At 69.7% G+C, this 17833-nt stretch carries 13 protein-coding genes; 4 read left to right on the top strand and 9 right to left on the bottom strand.

What is annotated here, in order from left to right; translation table 11 throughout:
• Window positions 1–56: 56 nt before the first annotated feature.
• Window positions 57–1358: an NAD(P)/FAD-dependent oxidoreductase gene (locus AB3347_RS02700; protein WP_369090220.1), complete on the bottom strand. Its 1302-nt coding sequence runs from the start codon at window positions 1356–1358 to the stop codon at window positions 57–59.
• A gap of 294 nt (window positions 1359–1652) precedes the next feature.
• Here AB3347_RS02700 and AB3347_RS02695 point away from each other — a divergent pair, with 294 nt between their 5' ends.
• The gene (locus tag AB3347_RS02695; protein WP_369090219.1) at window positions 1653–2636 is read left to right on the top strand and encodes an aldo/keto reductase; all 984 of its coding nucleotides are present in this window, start codon (window positions 1653–1655) and stop codon (window positions 2634–2636) included.
• A 182-nt stretch (window positions 2637–2818) separates the two neighbouring features.
• Here the strand turns inward: AB3347_RS02695 and AB3347_RS02690 are convergent, their stop codons facing one another.
• The 4 genes from AB3347_RS02690 to AB3347_RS02675 form a co-directional block, all read right to left on the bottom strand.
• Window positions 2819–3304 (bottom strand): hypothetical protein, encoded by a 486-nt coding sequence (locus tag AB3347_RS02690; RefSeq protein ID WP_369090218.1) that lies wholly within the window; start codon window positions 3302–3304, stop codon window positions 2819–2821.
• Window positions 3305–3425: 121 nt separating this feature from the next.
• Window positions 3426–4400 carry an IS1595 family transposase gene (locus tag AB3347_RS02685; protein WP_369090217.1) on the bottom strand — a complete coding sequence of 325 codons (975 nt, stop codon included), beginning with the start codon at window positions 4398–4400 and terminating at the stop codon, window positions 3426–3428.
• 86 nt (window positions 4401–4486) lie between these two features.
• Window positions 4487–5275 carry a LytR/AlgR family response regulator transcription factor gene (locus AB3347_RS02680; RefSeq protein ID WP_369090216.1) on the bottom strand — a complete coding sequence of 263 codons (789 nt, stop codon included), beginning with the start codon at window positions 5273–5275 and terminating at the stop codon, window positions 4487–4489.
• Window positions 5268–6590, bottom strand: a complete 1323-nt coding sequence (locus AB3347_RS02675; protein ID WP_369090215.1) for a sensor histidine kinase — start codon at window positions 6588–6590, stop codon at window positions 5268–5270. The genes AB3347_RS02680 and AB3347_RS02675 overlap by 8 nt, the downstream gene beginning before the upstream one ends.
• Window positions 6591–6817: 227 nt before the next feature.
• Here AB3347_RS02675 and AB3347_RS02670 point away from each other — a divergent pair, with 227 nt between their 5' ends.
• From AB3347_RS02670 to AB3347_RS02660, 3 genes are all read left to right on the top strand, one after another.
• Complete coding sequence (locus tag AB3347_RS02670) at window positions 6818–7504, top strand: hypothetical protein (protein ID WP_369090214.1); 687 nt, start codon at window positions 6818–6820, stop codon at window positions 7502–7504.
• 79 nt (window positions 7505–7583) lie between these two features.
• On the top strand, window positions 7584–7709 hold the full coding sequence (locus tag AB3347_RS02665; RefSeq protein WP_369090213.1) for a hypothetical protein: 126 nt from the start codon (window positions 7584–7586) through the stop codon (window positions 7707–7709).
• Between the two features lie 76 nt (window positions 7710–7785).
• On the top strand, window positions 7786–9033 hold the full coding sequence (locus tag AB3347_RS02660) for a DEAD/DEAH box helicase (RefSeq protein WP_369090212.1): 1248 nt from the start codon (window positions 7786–7788) through the stop codon (window positions 9031–9033).
• 144 nt (window positions 9034–9177) lie between these two features.
• On the opposite strand, the gene AB3347_RS02655 is transcribed toward AB3347_RS02660, so the two are convergent.
• From AB3347_RS02655 to AB3347_RS02640, 4 genes are all read right to left on the bottom strand, one after another.
• Entirely contained in the window at window positions 9178–11868 is a 2691-nt protein-coding gene (locus tag AB3347_RS02655) for a GNAT family N-acetyltransferase (RefSeq protein ID WP_369090211.1), read from the bottom strand.
• A 93-nt stretch (window positions 11869–11961) separates the two neighbouring features.
• Window positions 11962–12363 carry a hypothetical protein gene (locus AB3347_RS02650; RefSeq protein WP_369090210.1) on the bottom strand — a complete coding sequence of 134 codons (402 nt, stop codon included), beginning with the start codon at window positions 12361–12363 and terminating at the stop codon, window positions 11962–11964.
• 58 nt (window positions 12364–12421) lie between these two features.
• Window positions 12422–15142 carry an ATP-binding protein gene (locus tag AB3347_RS02645; RefSeq protein WP_369090209.1) on the bottom strand — a complete coding sequence of 907 codons (2721 nt, stop codon included), beginning with the start codon at window positions 15140–15142 and terminating at the stop codon, window positions 12422–12424.
• A 147-nt stretch (window positions 15143–15289) separates the two neighbouring features.
• Entirely contained in the window at window positions 15290–17782 is a 2493-nt protein-coding gene (locus AB3347_RS02640) for a heavy metal translocating P-type ATPase (protein WP_369090208.1), read from the bottom strand.
• Window positions 17783–17833: the final 51 nt, after the last annotated feature.

Here is a 17833-nt window from a genome sequence, read left to right as displayed (position 1 = left end):
TGAGGAAGCACTGAGGAAGCACCGAGGGCGCCGCCGGCGGTACCGGCTGCCTCGGGTCAGTGCAGCTTGACCAGCGGCGTGGCGCGCCGCACCAGGAAGCGCGCCAGCGCCAGGACGCCGGTGCGCATGGTGCCCAGCACCGCGCGGTGGTGCATCAGGTGCAGGCTGGTGTACATCAGGCGCGCCATCGTGCCCTGCACGAACCAGCTGGCGCCGCGCAGGGAGCCCATCAGGCTGCCCACGCTGGTGGAGCGTCCCACCGACACCAGCGAACCGTAGTCGCGGTATTCGTAGGGCCGCTCCTGCGGCGGGTGGCCCTTGGACTTGCGCAGGAAGGTGGTGACCAGGTAGTCGGCCTGCTGGTGCGCGGCCTGGGCGCGCGGCGGCACCGCGTTGCCGTTGCCGTCGACGCAGGCGGCGCAGTCGCCCAGCGCGTAGATGTCGGCGGCGCCCTTCACCCGCAGGTGCGCGTCGACCTCGATCTGGCCGCCCTTCGCGGTCGGCAAGCCGAGCGTCGCCAGCAGGTCGGGCGCCTTGATCCCGGCAGCCCACACGCACAGGTTGGCGGGATAGACCTTGCCGTCCTTGTCGATCACCTTGTCGCGGTCGATCTGCGTGACCCGGCAGTCGGTCACCACGCGGATGCCGCGCTTGGCCAGCAGGTCGTTGGCCGCTACCGACACTTTTTCGGGCAGCGGCGCCAGCACCCGCGGCGCCCCTTCCAGGATGGTGATGCGCACGTCGCGGCGGACGTCGAGCTGGTCGAAACCATAGGTGACGTAGGCGCCGGACGCTTCGCGCAGTTCGGCCGCCAGCTCCACGCCGGTGGCGCCGCCGCCGATGATCACCACGTCCAGCCCCTTGCCCTTGCCTTCCTCGTGATCCTGTTCCGCGGCCAGCATCAGGCGCAGCATGCGCAGGCGGAAGCGTTCGGCGTCTTCGGTGGCGTTGAGCGAGATGGTGTTTTCCTGGGCTCCGGGCACGCCGAAATAATTCGAGGTGCTGCCGATCGCCATCACCAGCGAGCCGTAGCCGATGCGCCGTTCGGGCAGCACCTCGTCGTTGTCGGTGGCGGCGACGATCGCGCCCACGGTGATGGTCCTGGAGGCCGCGTCGAGCGCGGTCATGGGCCCGAACACGAAGTTGAAGCCGTTGTCGTGCGCCAGCATCTGGTAGGACAGGCCTTCCTGGTGGATGTCCAGGGTGCCGGCCGCGACCTCGTGCAGCGAGGGCTTCCAGATGTGGTACAGCCGGCTGTCGACCAGCGTCACCTTGGCGGGACCCAGCTTGCGGCCCAGTTTGCAGGCCAGTTCCAGGCCGCCCGCACCGCCACCCACGATCACGAATTCGCTACGCAAAGTAAGCTCCTCTCATGGCGCCCGTCCGGCAATGCCAGCACATGGGCGATGTGGCAATCTTACTACGTTGGCGCAAAGCCGGCTTCGCACTGGCCGCGCGTGGCAGCCCAGGCGACCCCGCCCCTGGTCCTGGATGCCTGGGCGATGCGACGCCGGCTGCTTCGTAGCCGGCAACGCCAAGCTTTCCTGTCTGTCGGGAGCTCATCGTGGGTTAGTTACATTTTTGTGTCGCAATCATGCGCGCCACGCACGGGTGTAGCATGGCGCGAGCACCCGACAACGAAAGGACTCCACGTGAACCAGCGCTACCGACCGATCACGCGCCTGGGCCTTGGCGGCACCGGGCTGGGCGACATGTACCACACCACCAGCGACGAGGCGGCCCGCACCACGGTCGACGTAGCCTGGGAGAGCGGCATCCGCTATTTCGACACCGCGCCCCACTACGGCACCGGCCTGTCCGAGCACCGCTTCGGCCAGGCCCTGCGCACCCGGCCGCGCCACGACTACACCCTGTCGACCAAGGTCGGGCGCCTGCTGCTGCCCGACCCGGCCGGCGACATCGCCCCGCCCTTCGTGTCCTCGCTGCCGTTCCGGCGCGTGACCGACTACAGCGCCGCCGGGGCGCGCCGCTCGGTCGAGGACAGCCTGCAGCGCCTGGCGCTGGGCAGCATCGACGTGGTCTACGTGCACGACCTGTCGCCCGACCACCTGGGCGAGGCCTTCGACCACCACTACCGGATCGCGGCCGGCCCCGGCGGCGCCTTCGAGGAACTGGTGCGGATGCGCGAGGAAGGCCTGATCAAGGCCTGGGGCCTGGGCGTGAATACGGTCGAACCCTGCCTGCGCGCACTGCGCGATTCCGATCCCGATATCTTCCTGCTGGCCGGACGCTACACCCTGATGGAGACCACCCCGCTCGATGCGCTGTTTCCGCTGTGCACCGAGCGCGGCGCCGGCATCGTGCTGGGCGGCCCCTTCAATTCGGGCTTCCTGGCCGGCGGCGACCACTACGACTACGTGCCGGCCAGGCCGCTGCACCACCAGCGCCGCGAACGGCTGCGCCAGGTCGCGGCGCGCCACGGGGTCGACCTGCCCGCGGCGGCCCTGCAGTTCGGCGCGGCGCATCCCGTGGTGGTCGCGACCATTCCCGGCGCCAGCAGCACCCGCCACCTGCGCCGCAACGCCGAGCTGATGGACCTGAGGATTCCGGCGGCCTTCTGGCAGGACCTGGTGCACGAAGGCCTGCTGCCGGCCGCGGCGCCGCTGCCGGCATAGGGCGTCGTGCAGACGCGCAGAAGAAGCGGGAAACGAAACCTGAGAAGCGCAAGACGCTGGAAGCGGAAGAGGCGCGCGCGCACGAACGGCGCGACGCCTTTGTCGGCAGGTCGTGCAGGTAGTTCTGCACGGGAGAGTAAGCGCAGCGAATGCGGGGCCCGCCGCGGGGCCCCTGCCCTCGCTTAGCCGTGACCGCGGCCGTGGCCCTTGCCGTGGCCGTTGCCATGACCATTGCCATGACCGTTGCCATGACCGTGGCCGCCGCCGTGGCCGCGCTCTTCATAGTACTCGCGCACCGGGGCGCGCTCGTGGTGACGCTCCTGGTAGTGCACTTCGCGGTAGCGCGGCGCATACACGTCGTTGTACCAGCGGTCCTGCACGAACAGCACCGGCTGGCCGCAGGCGCCGTATTTGCGGCAGTGCTTGCTCCAGTTCTTGCGGTGGCCCGGCGGCACGCGCAGGTAGACCGGCTCGGCGCGCGCGCGGTAGTGGCGCTCGACGATGATCGGCTGCGCCACGTAGACCGGCGGCGGGCCGTAGCTGCGGAAGTCGCCGATGTCGAGCCTGCCGTAGAAGCCGGGCTGGCCGACGCTGATGCTGACATTGGTCTGGGCCAGGGCCGGGAACGCAGCGCCCGCCAGGGCTGCACAGAGGATCAGGGCTTTCATGGGAATCTCGCAAGTTATTTGACAGGCGAACTTTACCACCGGAAATACCGAACCCAATGTGCGCCAGCCCACACTCTTACACTCTGTGCACGCTTTAACATTCGCTTACATGTTGGCGCTGTCATCGTTGACTATGGATGAGGCCGATCGCAATGCGCAGCAATTGCTCGGCAGAGGCAATCCGGTTACCGTCGAGCGCCCAGCGCCAACCCAGGTAGTTGGATAGGTAGCGCGAGGCCACGCCGCGAAAGCGGCTCAGCCATTGGCGAAAGCGGCTGTGGTAGGCGTTGACATTCTGGACGTGGATCGCACCGGCAGTGCTCCGGCGTAGCCGTACCCCGGCGCGCAAGTCGACCGCCTGGTGCGCAATGCCGTGCTGGCGGGCAAAGGCCCGATAGGCGGCATGCCCGTCACTCACCAGGAGCACTTGCCGATCGAGCCTGGGCAGCAGGTGGCGCGCCAGGTGCGCCGCCGTCAGGGCGCCACGGCCGACCACGGCATCGATGGTTTGCCCGCCGCGGTCGCGCGCCACAAGGATGCAGTCGAGCTCGCACGAGATCCCGCGCTTGCCGGCGCGTCCACCGCGCGTGCGCGCCGGACGGTTCAGCTTTTTTGCCCCCTTTTGCGACTCCAGCAGGTACATCTCGTCGGCCTCGGCAATGCCATTGAGCAGTTGCGGACGGTCATGCTTGGCGCGCTCGAGAAAGCGGTGGCGCCAGCGAAAGGCCGTGTTGCGGTGCACGCCGACCTGGCTGGCTGCTGTCCGCACCGAGGTCGAAGCCACGACCGTGCCCAGGTACTTCAGCCATTTTTCGCGCTGTCGCAGGCGCGCCAGCGGTGTGCCGCTCAGGTCGTTATAAGTGCGCCTGCATGCGCGGCAGCGGTAGCGTGGCAGGCCATTGGCCTGGCCGTGCCGGTGGTACCGTTCGCAGGCGCAAGCGGGACAGCGCCGCTGCGCCGCGCCAAGCTGGCCGATCAGCGCTGTCACCTGCGCCAAGCCGGCTGCCGGCTGCAGGGCGGCCAGCGTGTGCAGACGCTGCGGCAGGTTCAGGGCCGGCAGTCTGGCAAACCACTTCTTGAAATGAGGCGCACGCATGCTCGTTTCCCGGTGGTGGAGACCGGTGTTCGACCATGAAACAGCTCAGCAGTTCAAACCTCATCCATAGCGAAGGAGGACAGCGCCTACATGTTACGGAACAGCGCCATGAAGGGCTGGCTCACCGCCAGGGTCTCGGGCCGGTTCTTCAGGCGCAAGCTGCCGCGCCCGCTCTCGTCGCGGGTGACCCCGGCCACCGCGCGCAGGTTGACGATGGTCGAGCGGTGCACCTGCTTGAACATGGACGGGTCCAGCACCTCCAGCAGGTCGCGGATCGGCTTGCGCAGCAGGGTTTCGCCCTCGGCCGTCATCACCACCGTGTACTTGCTGTCGGCCTGGAAGTAGGCCACGTCGTCGACCAGGATCAGGCGCGTCTCCTGCCCCCGGCTGGCGGTCAGCCACACCAGCGGCGGCGACTTCGGCTGCGGCGGCGCCACCACCTGCAGCTGCTGCAGCATCGCCTGCAGCTGGCGCAACTGCTCGTTGTCCTGGCCGCCGCGCTGCAGGCGCGCCTGGACCCGCCCCACCGTCCCCGCCAGGCGCTCGCGCGCCACCGGTTTCAGCAGGTAGTCCACCGCGCCGCGCTCGAAGGCGTCGATCGCGTACTGGTCGTAGGCGGTGACGAACACCACCTCGGTCTGCAGGCCGGAGTCGATCAGGCTGGACGCTACCTCGAGCCCGCTCAGGCCCGGCATGCGGATGTCGAGGAAAGCCACGTCCGGGCGCTGCGCGGCGATGGCTTCCAGCGCGCTGCCGCCGTCCTCGCAACTGGCCACGACCTGCAGTTCCGGCCATACCTGGCCGAGCAGCTGGACCAGCGATTCGCGCAGCAGGGCTTCGTCTTCGGCGACGACGCAGGTGAGCGGCTTATTCATGGTAGGCCCCCGCGGCCATGACCGCGCCGCCCAGGGTGGTCGTGCCGTTGACGGCATGCGGCACCGTGATGGTGGCCGCCACTCCGTTCGGGAAGTTCGCCACGATCGAGAACGACGCCGCATTGCCGTAGGCCAGGCGCAGGCGTTCGCGCACGTTGCGCAGGCCGACCCCGGTGCCGGCGCCTTCGGCCGTGAAGCCGCGGCCGTCGTCCGCCACCGTCACCGCCACGCTGCTGTCGACCTGGCGCGCCAGGATCCAGATGGTGCCGCCACCCGGTTTCGGCTCCAGCCCGTGCTTGATCGCGTTCTCGACCAGGGTCTGCAGCATCATGCTCGGGAACAGCACGCCGCGCAGTGCTTCCGGGACGTCGACCTGCAGCTGCAGGCGCGGGCCCATGCGGATCTTCAGGATGTCGAGGTAGGCGCGGGCCCGCTCCAGTTCCTCGCCGATGGTCGAGGGTGCATCCTCGGTGCGCGGCAGCGAGTGGCGCAGGTACTGGATCAGGTTGCCCAGCATCTCGTCGGCGCGGGCCGGGTCGGTGCGCGTCAGCACCTGGGCGCTGGCCAGGGTGTTGTACAGGAAGTGCGGCTCGACCTGGGCGTGCAGCAGGTTCAGCTTGGCTACCGTGAGCTCCTTCTCGGTGGCGGTCTGGCGCACCCGCGCCGCTTCGCCGCGGCGGCGCTCGGCCACCCGGCGGGTAATGGCGCGCCCGATGGCCTCGGCATTTTCCAGGTTGGTGCCGTGGTCGACCAGGAACAGGTCGGTCCATGCCGCCGGTTCCGGCTCGCAGATCAGGGTCACGCTGCCGGCGTCGTCGCCGTTCGGGGTGACGGTGGCCAGGATCTGGTTGCGGTGCGCGCCGAAGCGGTCCAGCGCCCAGCCGCCGGCCCGGTCGTCGCCCTGGGCGCGGCCATGGCCGCTTCCATAGGGGTCGATGCGGGCCACCTTGGCGCGCACCTGCAGGCTGTCGCGGGCCGAGTCGACGATCTCGATGCCCGGCAGTTCGCGGATCGCGGCGTCGATCAGGTCGAAGGCCTCGCCGGCCTCGAAGGGGATCTCGATCTGGCGGCGCTGGCGGTTCGACAGCGTGCTGCCGTTGACGCTGCCCGCCACCAGGCGCACCCGGCGGATGTGCGAGAACACGCCCGAGGCCACCCAGGTGCCCAGCAGCAGCGCCAGCAAGGCGGCATATCCGCCGATGTCCCGGTCGGTCAAGGGTTCGAAGACCGTTTCGTTGAACAGGATGCACAGGAACAGGTAGCAGCCGAGCCAGGCCAGGAGCAGCCGTCCGAGGTGAAGAATGCTTGCAATCATGATGTTCTTTCAGTAGTCAGGGCAGCGCCAGATTAATGCCGGTCTCAGTTGCCAAGCGACATTATGCGACGGAGCCGGGATAGCGGCGACGAAACCCGGCGCCGGCGGCATAAAAAATCCGTTGCGCGCCGCCCTCATTCCGCCTGTTCCGCCGTGGGATTTCTCCCTGGAAGCAAGCGCCGGGGCTACAATGCTGCGCTGATTCGACACAGAAAGGTTTTTGCAGCATGGCACTCAAGCACACCCCCATCGCACTGGCCGCACTGGCCGCACTCGCCGCCACCGCGTCGGCCCAGGCCCAGGTCGGCGCCGCCCTCACCGCCGACCTCGGCAGCACCGGCGCCGGCTTCCACCTGGTGGTCCCGATGGAGCGCACCCTGAACGGCCGCTTCGGCGCCAACTACTTCAAGCACGACTTCGAAAAGCGCTCGGGCCTGGTCGACTACAAGCTCGACGGCAAGCTGGCGACCTTCGACGTCCTGTTCGACTGGTACGCTCTGTCGAACAGCAGCTTCCGCCTGACCGGCGGCGTGCTGTACAACGGCACCCGCTTCAACGCGACCGGCGTGCCCGGCGCCGGCGGCAAGTTCAGCTTCAACGGCAACAGCTATTCGACCACCGACATCGGCAGCCTCAAGGGCGACGTCACTTTCCGCCGCGCCGCGCCTTATCTCGGCATCGGCTGGGGCAACGCCCTTACCCCGAACAAGCGCTGGAACTTCGGCGCCGACATCGGCGCCTTCTGGCAGGGCAAGGCCACGGTCAACCTGATTCCCTACGGCTGCACCACCTCGAACGCCGTGTGCGGCCAGCTGGCCAAGGACGTCGCCGTGGAAGAACTGCGCCTGCAGGACGAAGCCTCGGACTACAAGATCTATCCGGTGCTGCGCGCCAGCGTCTCGTACAGCTTCTGAGCCTGGGCGCCGCACACGACGCCATATGTATTTCGGAGGCGGACCGGCGTATGATGGCACTTATCAGAAAGGAGCCATCATGCCGACGCCCCGCATTCTCCCTGCCGCGCTCGTCGTTGCCTGCCTGTTACTCACCGGCTGCAAGGACCAGCGCGAGCCTGTCAAGCCCATCGTCGACCTCTCGAACGCCGTCTTGTCGGCCTGAGCCCGCACGCGCCCTTCGCTTGCCGCGTCCGGCAAGGTAAACTACGGCTTGTACATTTACTCGTCGTAAGGTTTCCATGCCCTTCGCTGCCCTCGGACTGATCGAACCGATCGTCCAGACCCTCGTTTCGCTCGACTACACCACCCCGACCGCCGTGCAGCAGCAGGCGATTCCTGCCGTCCTGTCCGGCAAGGACGTCATGGCCGCGGCCCAGACCGGCACCGGCAAGACCGCCGGCTTCGCCCTGCCCATCCTGCAGCGCCTGTTCAAGCGCGACAAGGCGGTGGGCAGCAATGCCGTGCGCGCCCTGGTGCTGGTGCCCACCCGCGAGCTGGCCGAACAGGTGCACGAGAGCTTCCGCGCCTATGGCGCCGGACTGAACCTGCGCACCATGGTGGCCTACGGCGGGGTCAGCATCAATCCGCAGATGATGAACCTGCGCAAGGGTGTCGACGTGCTGGTGGCCACCCCGGGCCGCCTGCTCGACCTGCACCGCCAGAACGCGGTGAAGTTCAACGAGGTGCTCACCCTGGTGCTGGACGAGGCCGACCGCATGCTGGACCTGGGCTTTTCGAAAGAGCTCGACCAGGTGTTCGCGGCCCTGCCGAAAAAACGCCAGACCCTGCTGTTCTCGGCCACCTTCTCGGACCAGATCCGCGCCATGGCCAACCGCCTGCTGCGCGAACCGGTGCGCATCGAGGCCTCGCCGCGCAACACCACGGTGTCGGCCATCAAGCAGTGGCTGGTGCCGGTGGACAAGAAACGCAAGCCGGAGCTGTTCCTGCACCTGCTCAAGAAACACGGCTGGACCCAGGTGCTGGCCTTCGCCAAGACCCGCAAGGGTGTGGACGACCTGGTCGGCCTGCTGGACGCCAAGCGCATTCCGGCCGACGCGATCCACGGCGACAAGCCGCAGCCGGCGCGCCTGCGCGCGCTGGAACGCTTCAAGGCCGGCGAAGTGAAGGTGCTGGTGGCGACCGACGTCGCCGCGCGCGGCCTCGACATCGACGACCTGCCGGTGGTGGTGAACGTCGACCTGCCGATCGTGGCCGAGGACTACGTGCACCGCACCGGCCGCACCGGGCGCGCCGGCGCCTCCGGCGAAGCGGTGTCGCTGGTGGCGGCCGACGAGGTGGAATACCTGTCGGCGATCGAGGCCCTGACCCGCCAGACCCTGCAGCGGGTGGAGGAAAGCGGCTTCGAGCCGGAGCACCGCGTGCCCGAGACCATCGCCGGCGGGCAGATCGTCAAGAAGCCGAAGAAGCCCAAGAAGCCGAAGGGCGAGGCCAAGGTGGTGCAGGAGGATGTGCGCTTCCGGCGGTGAAATATTCTCTCATTTTGATTATTCAGATGAAATAATATTTCGTAGGGTGGTCGGGTTCCCCGACCGCGCGTTCAACCGGCAAAGAAATGGCCGCGCAGGCAGCAGAACCGTGATTTGAACGCGCGGTCGGCGGAGCCGACCACCCTACAACACCAGGCGCATTTCGCGCATCCCTTCCAGCCCGCTCGACTTCACCGTGAACCCGAGGCTCCTGGCCAGCCCGGTGATGCGCGAATTCTGCGGCAGCGCCTCGCCCACGATCTCGCGCGTGCCGCGCGCGCGGCAGTAGTCGATCAGCTTGCGCATCATGATCTTCCCCAGCCCCATGCCCTTCAGGTCCGAGCGCACCGTCACCGCGAATTCGGCCGTGATGTTGTCGGGATCGGCCACCACCCGTCCCACCGCCAGGGTCTCGGCCACGCCTTGGGCGTTGGGGCGCGTGGCGATGAAGGCCATCTCGCGGTCGTAGTCGATCTGGGTGAAGCGCGCCAGCTGCGAAGGCTGCAGTTCGCGCACGCGCACGAACATCCGGTAGCGCACGTCGTCCGGCGTGAGGGCGTCGAAGAAGGCCAGGTGGGCCGGGCCGTCCTCGGGGCGGATCGGCCGCAGCAGCAATGGCGCGCCCTGCCAGTCGATGGTTTCTTCCAGCTCGCGCGGATAGGGCCGGATCGCCAGCCGGTCCAGGGTGCTGCCCGAGCGGTCGGCCAGCGCCAGCCGCATGCGCGCGTCCAGCACCACCGCGCCACGGCTGTCGGCCAGCAGCGGGTTCAGGTCGAGTTCGACGATTTCGGGAATGTCGGAGACCATGCGCGAGACCTGCACCAGCGTGGCCAGCACCGCGTCCATGTTCACCGCCGGCCGGTTGCGGTAGCCCGCCAGCAGTTTCGCCACCCGGGTCCGGTCGACCAGGTCGCGCGCCAGCACCAGGTTGAGCGGCGGCAGGCCCACCGAATGGTCGTCGGTCACCTCCACCGTCACCCCGCCCTGCCCGAACACGATCACCGGGCCGAACACCGGATCCAGGGCGGCGCCGGCGATCAGCTCGTGCGCATTGGTCCGGCGCACCATGGCCTGCACCGAATAGCCCTCGAACCTGGCCTGCGGGAACAGCTCGGCCAGGCGGCGGCGCATGCGGGTGGCGGCCGCGCGCACGCCCTCCTCGCTGTCGAGGTCGAGCGCCACGCCGCCGAAGTCGGATTTGTGCATCACGTCCGGCGTCAGGATCTTGACCGCCACCGGAAAGCCGATGCGCAGCGCCGCGTGCACGGCCTCGTCGACCGTGGCGGCCCGGCGCGTCTCGACCACCGCCATGCCGTAGGTGCGCAGGATGGCCTTGGTCTCGGGATCGGACAGCAGGTAGCGCCCGCCGGCGATGGCTTCGCGCACCAGCGCGCGCGCGGCGGCGCGGTCGGGCGTGACCGTGCCCGCCATCGAGGGCGGCACTTCCATCAAGAGGTTCTGGTTGCGCCGGTAGTGCACCAGCTGCAGGAAGCCGGCCACCGCGTCTTCGGGGGTGCGGAAGGCCGGCAGGCGCGCGCCGGAGGCGATCGCGCGCGCCTCCGACACGGCGGCCCCGCCCAGCCAGCACGAGAGCAGGGTCTTGGAGGCGCTGCGCACCAGCGGCGCGATGGCGTTGGCGACGTCGCGGCTGGCCACCGTGGCGGTGGGCGACTGGATCGCCAGCACCGCGTCGACCGCGGGATCCTGCAGCAGGATGTCGAGGGTTTCGCGATACAGCTCGGGCGCGGCGCGGCCCTGCAGGTCGACCACGTTGCCGCGCCGCCAGCCGGGCGCCAGCAGCGCATCCAGGCGCGCGCAGGCGGCTTCCGAGAACACCGCCTCGACCCCGCCGCCATAGGCCAGCGCGTCGCGCGCCAGCACGCCGGGGCCGGCGCCGTTGCTGACGATCGCCAGGCGCTCGCCGTGCAGGGGACGCGCATAGGCCAGGGTCTCGGCGGCCGAGAACAGCTGGTCGGTGGTGTACACCCGCAGCATGCCGGCGCGCCGGATGGCGGCGTCGAACACGTCGTCGCGGCTGGCCAGCGCCCCGCTTTCGCTGGCTGCGGCGGGCGCCGGGTCGTCCTCGCGCCCGGCCTTGAGCACCAGCACCGGCTTGCTGCGCGCCGCCGCGCGCGCGGCCGACATGAACTTGCGCGCATAGCGCAGGTCCTGCAGGTACAGCAGGATCGCGCTAGTGCCGCCGTCGCTGGCGAGGTAGTCCAGCACGTCGCCCAGGTCGACGTCGGCGGCGTCGCCCAGCGCGATGAAATGCGAGAAGCCGATGCCGCGGGTGCGCGCCCAGTCCAGCAGCCCGACCATCAGCGCGCCCGATTGCGACACGAAGGCGATCCGTCCCGGCAGCGCGCCGCTGGTGGCCACGCTGGCGTTCAGGCCCAGGCCGGGGGCCAGCAGGCCGGCGCTGTTCGGCCCCAGCAGGCGCAGCAGGTAGGGATGGGCGGCGTCCAGCATGGCCTGGCGCAGGCTGCGTCCGCCCTTGCCGCGCGCCAGGCCGCGCTCCGCGGCCAGCCCGCTGCTCAGGACCACCGCCGCCCGCGTGCCGCGCTCGCCCAGCTGGCGCACAATGGACGGGACGGTGGCGGGCGGGGTGCAGATCACGGCCAGCGCCGGCACCGAGGGCAGCGCGGACACGTCGGCATGGCAGGGCCGTCCGGCCAGCTGCTGGTACTTGGGATTGACGAACAGGACTTCGCCCTTGAAGCTGCCGGCGAGCAGGTTGTGCAGCAGTGTCGCGCCCAGGCTGCCCGGCCGCTCGGAAGCGCCGATCAGCGCCACCGACTTCGGTGCGAACAGGTGCTCGAGGTTGCGTACGCTCATGCCGGTGACCTTTTCTCGGGAATGACGGCGGGCGCCCGCGCGCCCCTCGGATGGAGCATAGCGCCCCTGCGCAAGGCGGCGCGCACGGACCCGCTAGCGGGTGCGCAACAGCCGGCGCCGCTCATGGCGCGCGGCCGGCAGCGCGCACAGGGCCGGCGAGCGGGCGCGCAGCTCGCGCACGACGGCGTCCGCCATGATGCGCGCCTGGATAGCCAGCGTCGGCGCATCGATGCCGGCCCGGACCACCTGCGCCCGGAACACGCGCGCCTCGCACAGTTCATGCATGGGGATGCTGGCCAGCACCGTGGCCGGGGACTGCGGCGGCACGGCGTAGAAATGGAGGCGAAAGCGCCGGTCGAGCAGCATGGTGCCCGCCAGGAAGCGGTCGAGGCCGACGTCGAAGAGCACCTGCACGATCACCTCGGCCGCGCGGGCAGCGATCTCTTCCTGGTTTTTCCTGCGGCGCGGGCCGAACATTCGGAACAACATGTGCATGGGCCCTCCCGAGTCGATCCCAGTGGAATACTAACAGTAGATTAAACTTACGACAACATCAAGCAACACGGCCCGCCTGGGCGTTCGCCAGCAGGTCGATCAGCTGCTGCGGCGCCACCGGCTTGGTCAGGTGCTCGTTGAAGCCGGCCGCCAGCGAGGCCGCCCGGTCTTCCTGCCGGCCACGTCCCGTCACGGCCACCAGGAAGGGACGCGGCACCCGCCGCGCCAGGATCGTCGCCACCTCCAGGCCGTCGATCTCGGGCATGCCCAGGTCCAGCACCACGATGTCGGCCGGGCGCCCGTTGAACAGGCGCAGCGCGCCGGCGCCGTCGTGCGCCACGTCCACGGTCGCCCCCTCCGAGCGCAGCAGCCAGGCCAGCGACTCGGCGGCATCGACGTTGTCGTCGGCCACCAGCACATGCTTGCGCAGGCGCGCGCCCCCCCCGGCCTGCTGCTCGGCGCTGTCGCCGGTCGCCGCCGGCTGGATCGCCGGCAGCAGCACCGTGAAGCTGGAACCGTGGCCCGGCCCCTCGCTATCGGCCTCGATGCGGCCGCCATGCAGCTCCACCAGGCCCTTGGCCAGCGACAGGCCGATCCCGAGCCCGCCTTGCGCCAGGTGGCTGGCGCTGCTGACCTGCACGAAGGCGTCGAACACCCGCGCCAGCATGTCCGGCTCGATCCCGATGCCGTTGTCGCTCACCCGCACCCGCGCTTCCCCGTCCTCCTCCTTCAGGAGGATGTCGATACGTCCGCCCGGCGGCGTGTACTTGGCGGCGTTGTTGATCAGGTTGGCCAGCACCTGGGTCAGGCGCAGCGCGTCGGCCTCGACCCAGACCGGCTCGTCGCACAGGTCGAGCTCGACCTGGTGGCGTCCGGCCTCGATCAGGGGCATGCTGGTCTGCAAGGTGTCGCGCAGCAGGCGTCCCAGCTCGACCGGCGCGCGGTGCAGCTCGATCTTGCCGCGGCTGATGCGGGTGACGTCGAGCAGGTCGTCGAGCAGGCGCGCCATCTGCGCGGTCTGGCGCCCGACCATGGCCGCGATCCAGTCGATCCGGTCCTGGGCCAGGCCCTTGCCGCGCAGGAGCGAGGCGGCGTTCGCGATCGGCGCCAGCGGGTTGCGCAGTTCGTGCGCCAGGGTGGCGATGTACACGTCCTTGCGGCGGTCGGCCTCGCGCAAGGCCTCCATCGCTTCCTCGCGCTCGCTCACGTCGAGTACCAGCGAGAACACCCGGTCGATGCGGCCGTCCTCGTCGTGCAGCACCGAGTTGTACCACTCGCAGGAGAGCGTGCGGCCGTCGCGGGTGCGGTTGCGGTTGCTCGACTTGACGTAGCGCGTGGCCGAATCGAGCAGGCGCCCGATCGCGCCCGCCACCCTGCCGGCGTCTTCCTCGTGGATCATCGGCAGCGCGTCGATGCGCCGCCCCACCGCTTCCTGGGCGCTCCAGCCGAACAGCTCCTCGGCGCGCCTGTTCCACAGGCGGATCACGAAATCGCGGTCCCATTCGATCACGGCCAGCGGCGTGTTCTCGATCAGGTAGCGCGTCTGGTCCAGGGCGCGCGCCAGCGCGGCATTCGCCTCGGTCCGCTCCGTGATGTCGTCCAGGACGATCACCGCCGCCGCCAGGTCGGCCGCGCCGTCGCGCAGCGGCGCGCCGCTGACCGTGTAGACGCGGCGTCCGTCGCGGGTCAGGCTTTCGAGCACGGCGTCGCGGAAGGCTTCGCCCGCGATCGCGCGCCGCACCGGCGCCCCGATCAGCGCCAGCATCGCCGCCGGTCCCGATGCGCCCTGCTTGCCGGCGTGTTCGAAGCGCGCCGCCATGTGCTCGGCCTGGTCGTTGGCCATCACGCAGCGGCCCTCGCGGTCGACGATCAGCACGCCGTCGGGCAGCTGGCGCAGCACCGAGCCGAGCAGGCTTTGCCACTGCGCGCGGGCGCGCGTCTCGATCATCTCTTCGAAGGTGTCGCGCAGGCGCGCATGCAGGGCGATGTTGTCGATCGCGACCGCGCCCAGCACGAACAGCGAGGCCGCCAGGCCGTACATCCGTCCGGCGTAGAAACCGAGGTCGAAGCGCCCGCTGTTGAACAGGCAGGACAGCATCACCTCGAAGGCCCAGGCCGACATGGCGATGGTCAGCCAGACATCGAGCACGGCGCGCGGACGCTTGCGGGCGGTGATCCACAGGGCGAACAGCGCCAGCGCCAGCACTGCCGCGCCGATCCAGCGGTAGGCCGGAAGAAACCGGTGCCCGTCCATCAGCTCGGGCAGGTAGGGTGCGCCGCTGGTGCAGAGCAGCACCAGCAGCGCCACGAACAGGGCCGTCAGCAAGGCGCCGACCCGCAGGAAGTGGGCCGGCAATGGGCGCCGGTAGCGGCGCGCGTAGCCGATCACGAACAGGGGGAACAGTGCATGCCAGGTCATGAACAGCCAGGGCGTGGTCTGGCTGTTCCCGCCCAGCACGCCATCGGCCGAGAACAGGCCCGGGACGGTCAGCATGTAAGCCAGCGCGATCAGGGCCGTGAACAGGTAGCCCAGCGTGAGGATGCCGAGCGACCAGGAGCGGCTGGTCTGCGTATGCCCCAGCAGGAGGATGCCGGTAAGCAGGTTGCTGCCGATGAGCACCGTCTGGACCATCGGAACGAACTCGGGCGCCGCCGGCAGCGGCGTGCGCGCGAACGGCGCCAGCAGCAGGAAGAAAAGCGCCAGCACGGCCAGCACCACCAGGACGTTGCGCAGCTGGGCCCCGGAGGGAGGGTGTTTCGCCAGGTCTGCCGGTTCCACCAAAACACCTTGTCCAGCTCGTCGCATGTGTCATCCCAGGGGAATGCTGCCCGAATCGTCGTCGCGCGCCGTGATTTCTTCTTGTATTTACTCTACATAAAAATATATCCCATTTGAGGAAATTGGGCAGCTTGTTTTTTTGCCATTTCAGGAACGGGCGCTGACCGGGTAGCCGGCGGCATCGATGGCGGCCACGATCTGCTCGAGCCCGGCCTTGCTGTCGATGCTCACGCGCTTGCTCGCCAGGTCGACCTTGACCTGGGCGGCGGCGTCGACACCCTGCACCGCCTTGGTGACCCGGCCGACGCAATGGCCGCAGCTCATGTCTTCTACAGTCAGTTCATACATATCATGTGCTCCTTGTTGAACGGGGGCATCCGCCCCCATGGTGGTGGATGATTGCTGCGACATCGATACGTGCTTGCCTGCGGTCTCCGGCCGCCAGCCGCGCAGCAGCAGCGCGTTGGCGACCACGCTCACCGAACTGAGCGCCATCGCCGCGCCGGCCAGCACCGGGTTGAGGAAGCCGAAGGCCGCCAGCGGGATGCCGACCACGTTGTAGACGAAGGCCCAGCCGAGGTTCTGGCGGATCTTCGCATAGGTGCGTTGCGAGATCGCAACGGCGTCGGCCACCAGGCCGGGGTCGCCGCGCATCAGGGTGATGCCGGCGGTCTGCATGGCGACGTCGGTACCGCTGGCCATGGCGATGCCGACGTCGGCCGCCGCCAGCGCCGGCGCATCGTTGATGCCGTCGCCGACCATGGCGACGCGCCGGCCGGCGGCCATCAGTTCCGCGACCACACTCGCCTTGTCGCCCGGCAGCACGCCGGCATGGAAGCGCTCGATCCCGGCCTGGGCCGCCACGGCGCGCGCCGCGCCCTCGCTGTCGCCGGTCAGCATCACCGATGCGATGCCCATGGCCTTCAGGCGCGCCACCGCCGCCGGCGCGCCCGGCTTGAGGGTGTCGCCGAAGGCCAGCAAGCCGGCCACCTCGATGGCGCCCTGTTGCTGCAGCGCCAGCCACGACACGGTGCGTCCTTGGGCCTCGTGCGCTGCGGCCTGTGCTTCCAGGGCGGCGATCGACGCGCCCTGCTCGTGCATCAGCCGCGCATTGCCGAGCAAGACGGTGGCCGCGCCGACCGCGGCCTGCACGCCGCGTCCCGGCAACGCCCTGGCATCGGACGCCGCCGGCAAGGCGATGCCGCGCTCGCGGGCGGCGTCGAGCACCGCCTGGGCCAGCGGATGGGTGCTGGCCTGCTGCACCGCCGCGGCCAGCTCCAGCACCCGGCCGGCGTCGCTGCCGGCGCCCGCTTCGAGCGCCACCAGGCGCGGCTTGCCCTCGGTCAGGGTGCCGGTCTTGTCGAACACCACCACGTCGAGCGCGTGGGCGGTCTCGAGCGCTTCGGCGTCCTTGATCAGGATGCCGTGGCGCGCCGCCGCGCCGGTGCCGACCATGATCGAGGCCGGCGTGGCCAGGCCCAGCGCGCAGGGACAGGCGATCACCTGCACCGCCACCGCGTGCAGCAGCGCCATGCGCCAGTCGCCGGTGGCCAGGCCCCAGCCGAGCAGCGTGAGCAGCGACACCATCAGCACCGCCGGCACGAACACCGCGCTGACCCGGTCCACCAGGCGCTGGATCGGCGCCTTGACCGCCTGCGCATCCTCGACCATGCGGATGATCCGCGACAGCATCGTTTCGGCGCCGACGGCGCTGGCGCGCACCAGCAGCAGGCCGTCGGCATTCACCGCGCCGCCCGCCACCCGCTCGCCCGGGCCCTTGGCCACCGGCAGGCTTTCGCCGGTCAGCAGGGATTCGTCGAGGTGGCTGCGGCCTTCCTCGACCACGCCGTCGGCCGGCACCCGTTCGCCCGGACGCACCACCATCAGGTCGCCCACGCGCAGCTCGGCGAGCGCAATCCGCAGGTCCTGGCCGGCGCGCCGCACCAGCGCGTCGTTGCTGCGCAGCGCCTCCAGCGCACCGATGGCGGCCAGCGCCTGGCGCTTGGCGCGGGCCTCCAGCCACTTGCCCAGCAGGACCAGGGTGATCACCACGGCCGAGGATTCGAAGTACAGGTGGGGCGTGCCGTGGTGGGCGTCCGCCGTCAGCAGCAGGTAGAGCGACAGGCCGTAGGCGGCGCTGGTGCCGATGGCGACCAGCAGGTCCATGTTGCCGCTGCCGGCGCGCAAGGCCTTCCAGCCGGCGCGGTAGAAGCGCGCGCCCAGCCAGAACTGCACCGGGGTCGCCAGCAGCAGCTGCACCCAGCCCGGCAGCATCCAGTCATGGCCGGCGGCCTGGCCCAGCATCGGCGCCACCAGCGGGATGCTCAGCAGCGCGGCGGCGGCCACCGGCCACCAGGCCGGCAGGCCGCCGCGCGTCGCGTCCGGGCCTGCGGCCGGCGCGGCCGCGCCGGATGCCGGGACCGCGCTCGCTTCGTAACCGGCATCGCGCACCGCCGCCACCAGCGCGTCGGTGGCGGCGGCGCCGTGCACCGTCGCCTTCTCGGTGGCGAGGTTGACCGCGGCGCCGGTCACGCCGGGCACCCTCTGCAGGGCTTTCTCGACCCGCGCCACGCAGGACGCGCAGGTCATGCCGTCGATCCGCAGGACCGTGCCGGCGTCGATTGTGGTTCTGGTATCCATCGTGCTCCCTTTTCGATCCATACCCGAAGGATATTCCTTCCCACGATGGGA

Origin of the sequence: Massilia sp. X63 (assembly GCF_041023745.1) — a bacterium.
GTDB lineage: Bacteria > Pseudomonadota > Gammaproteobacteria > Burkholderiales > Burkholderiaceae_D > Telluria.
The sequence above is the reverse complement of the archived record's forward strand: the minus strand, read 5'-3'. Positions and strand labels throughout refer to the sequence as shown.

Bases quoted from the DNA above. Each gene is read 5' to 3' on its own strand.
- AB3347_RS02690 (WP_369090218.1), bottom strand. From the start codon at position 3,304: ATGAAAGCCCTGATCCTCTGTGCAGCCCTGGCGGGCGCTGCGTTCCCG.
- AB3347_RS02685 (WP_369090217.1), bottom strand. From the start codon at position 4,400: ATGCGTGCGCCTCATTTCAAGAAGTGGTTTGCCAGACTGCCGGCCCTG.
- AB3347_RS02680 (WP_369090216.1), bottom strand. From the start codon at position 5,275: ATGAATAAGCCGCTCACCTGCGTCGTCGCCGAAGACGAAGCCCTGCTG.
- AB3347_RS02675 (WP_369090215.1), bottom strand. From the start codon at position 6,590: ATGATTGCAAGCATTCTTCACCTCGGACGGCTGCTCCTGGCCTGGCTC.
- AB3347_RS02670 (WP_369090214.1), top strand. From the start codon at position 6,818: ATGGCACTCAAGCACACCCCCATCGCACTGGCCGCACTGGCCGCACTC.
- AB3347_RS02665 (WP_369090213.1), top strand. From the start codon at position 7,584: ATGCCGACGCCCCGCATTCTCCCTGCCGCGCTCGTCGTTGCCTGCCTG.
- AB3347_RS02660 (WP_369090212.1), top strand. From the start codon at position 7,786: ATGCCCTTCGCTGCCCTCGGACTGATCGAACCGATCGTCCAGACCCTC.
- AB3347_RS02655 (WP_369090211.1), bottom strand. From the start codon at position 11,868: ATGAGCGTACGCAACCTCGAGCACCTGTTCGCACCGAAGTCGGTGGCG.
- AB3347_RS02650 (WP_369090210.1), bottom strand. From the start codon at position 12,363: ATGCACATGTTGTTCCGAATGTTCGGCCCGCGCCGCAGGAAAAACCAG.
- AB3347_RS02640 (WP_369090208.1), bottom strand. From the start codon at position 17,782: ATGGATACCAGAACCACAATCGACGCCGGCACGGTCCTGCGGATCGAC.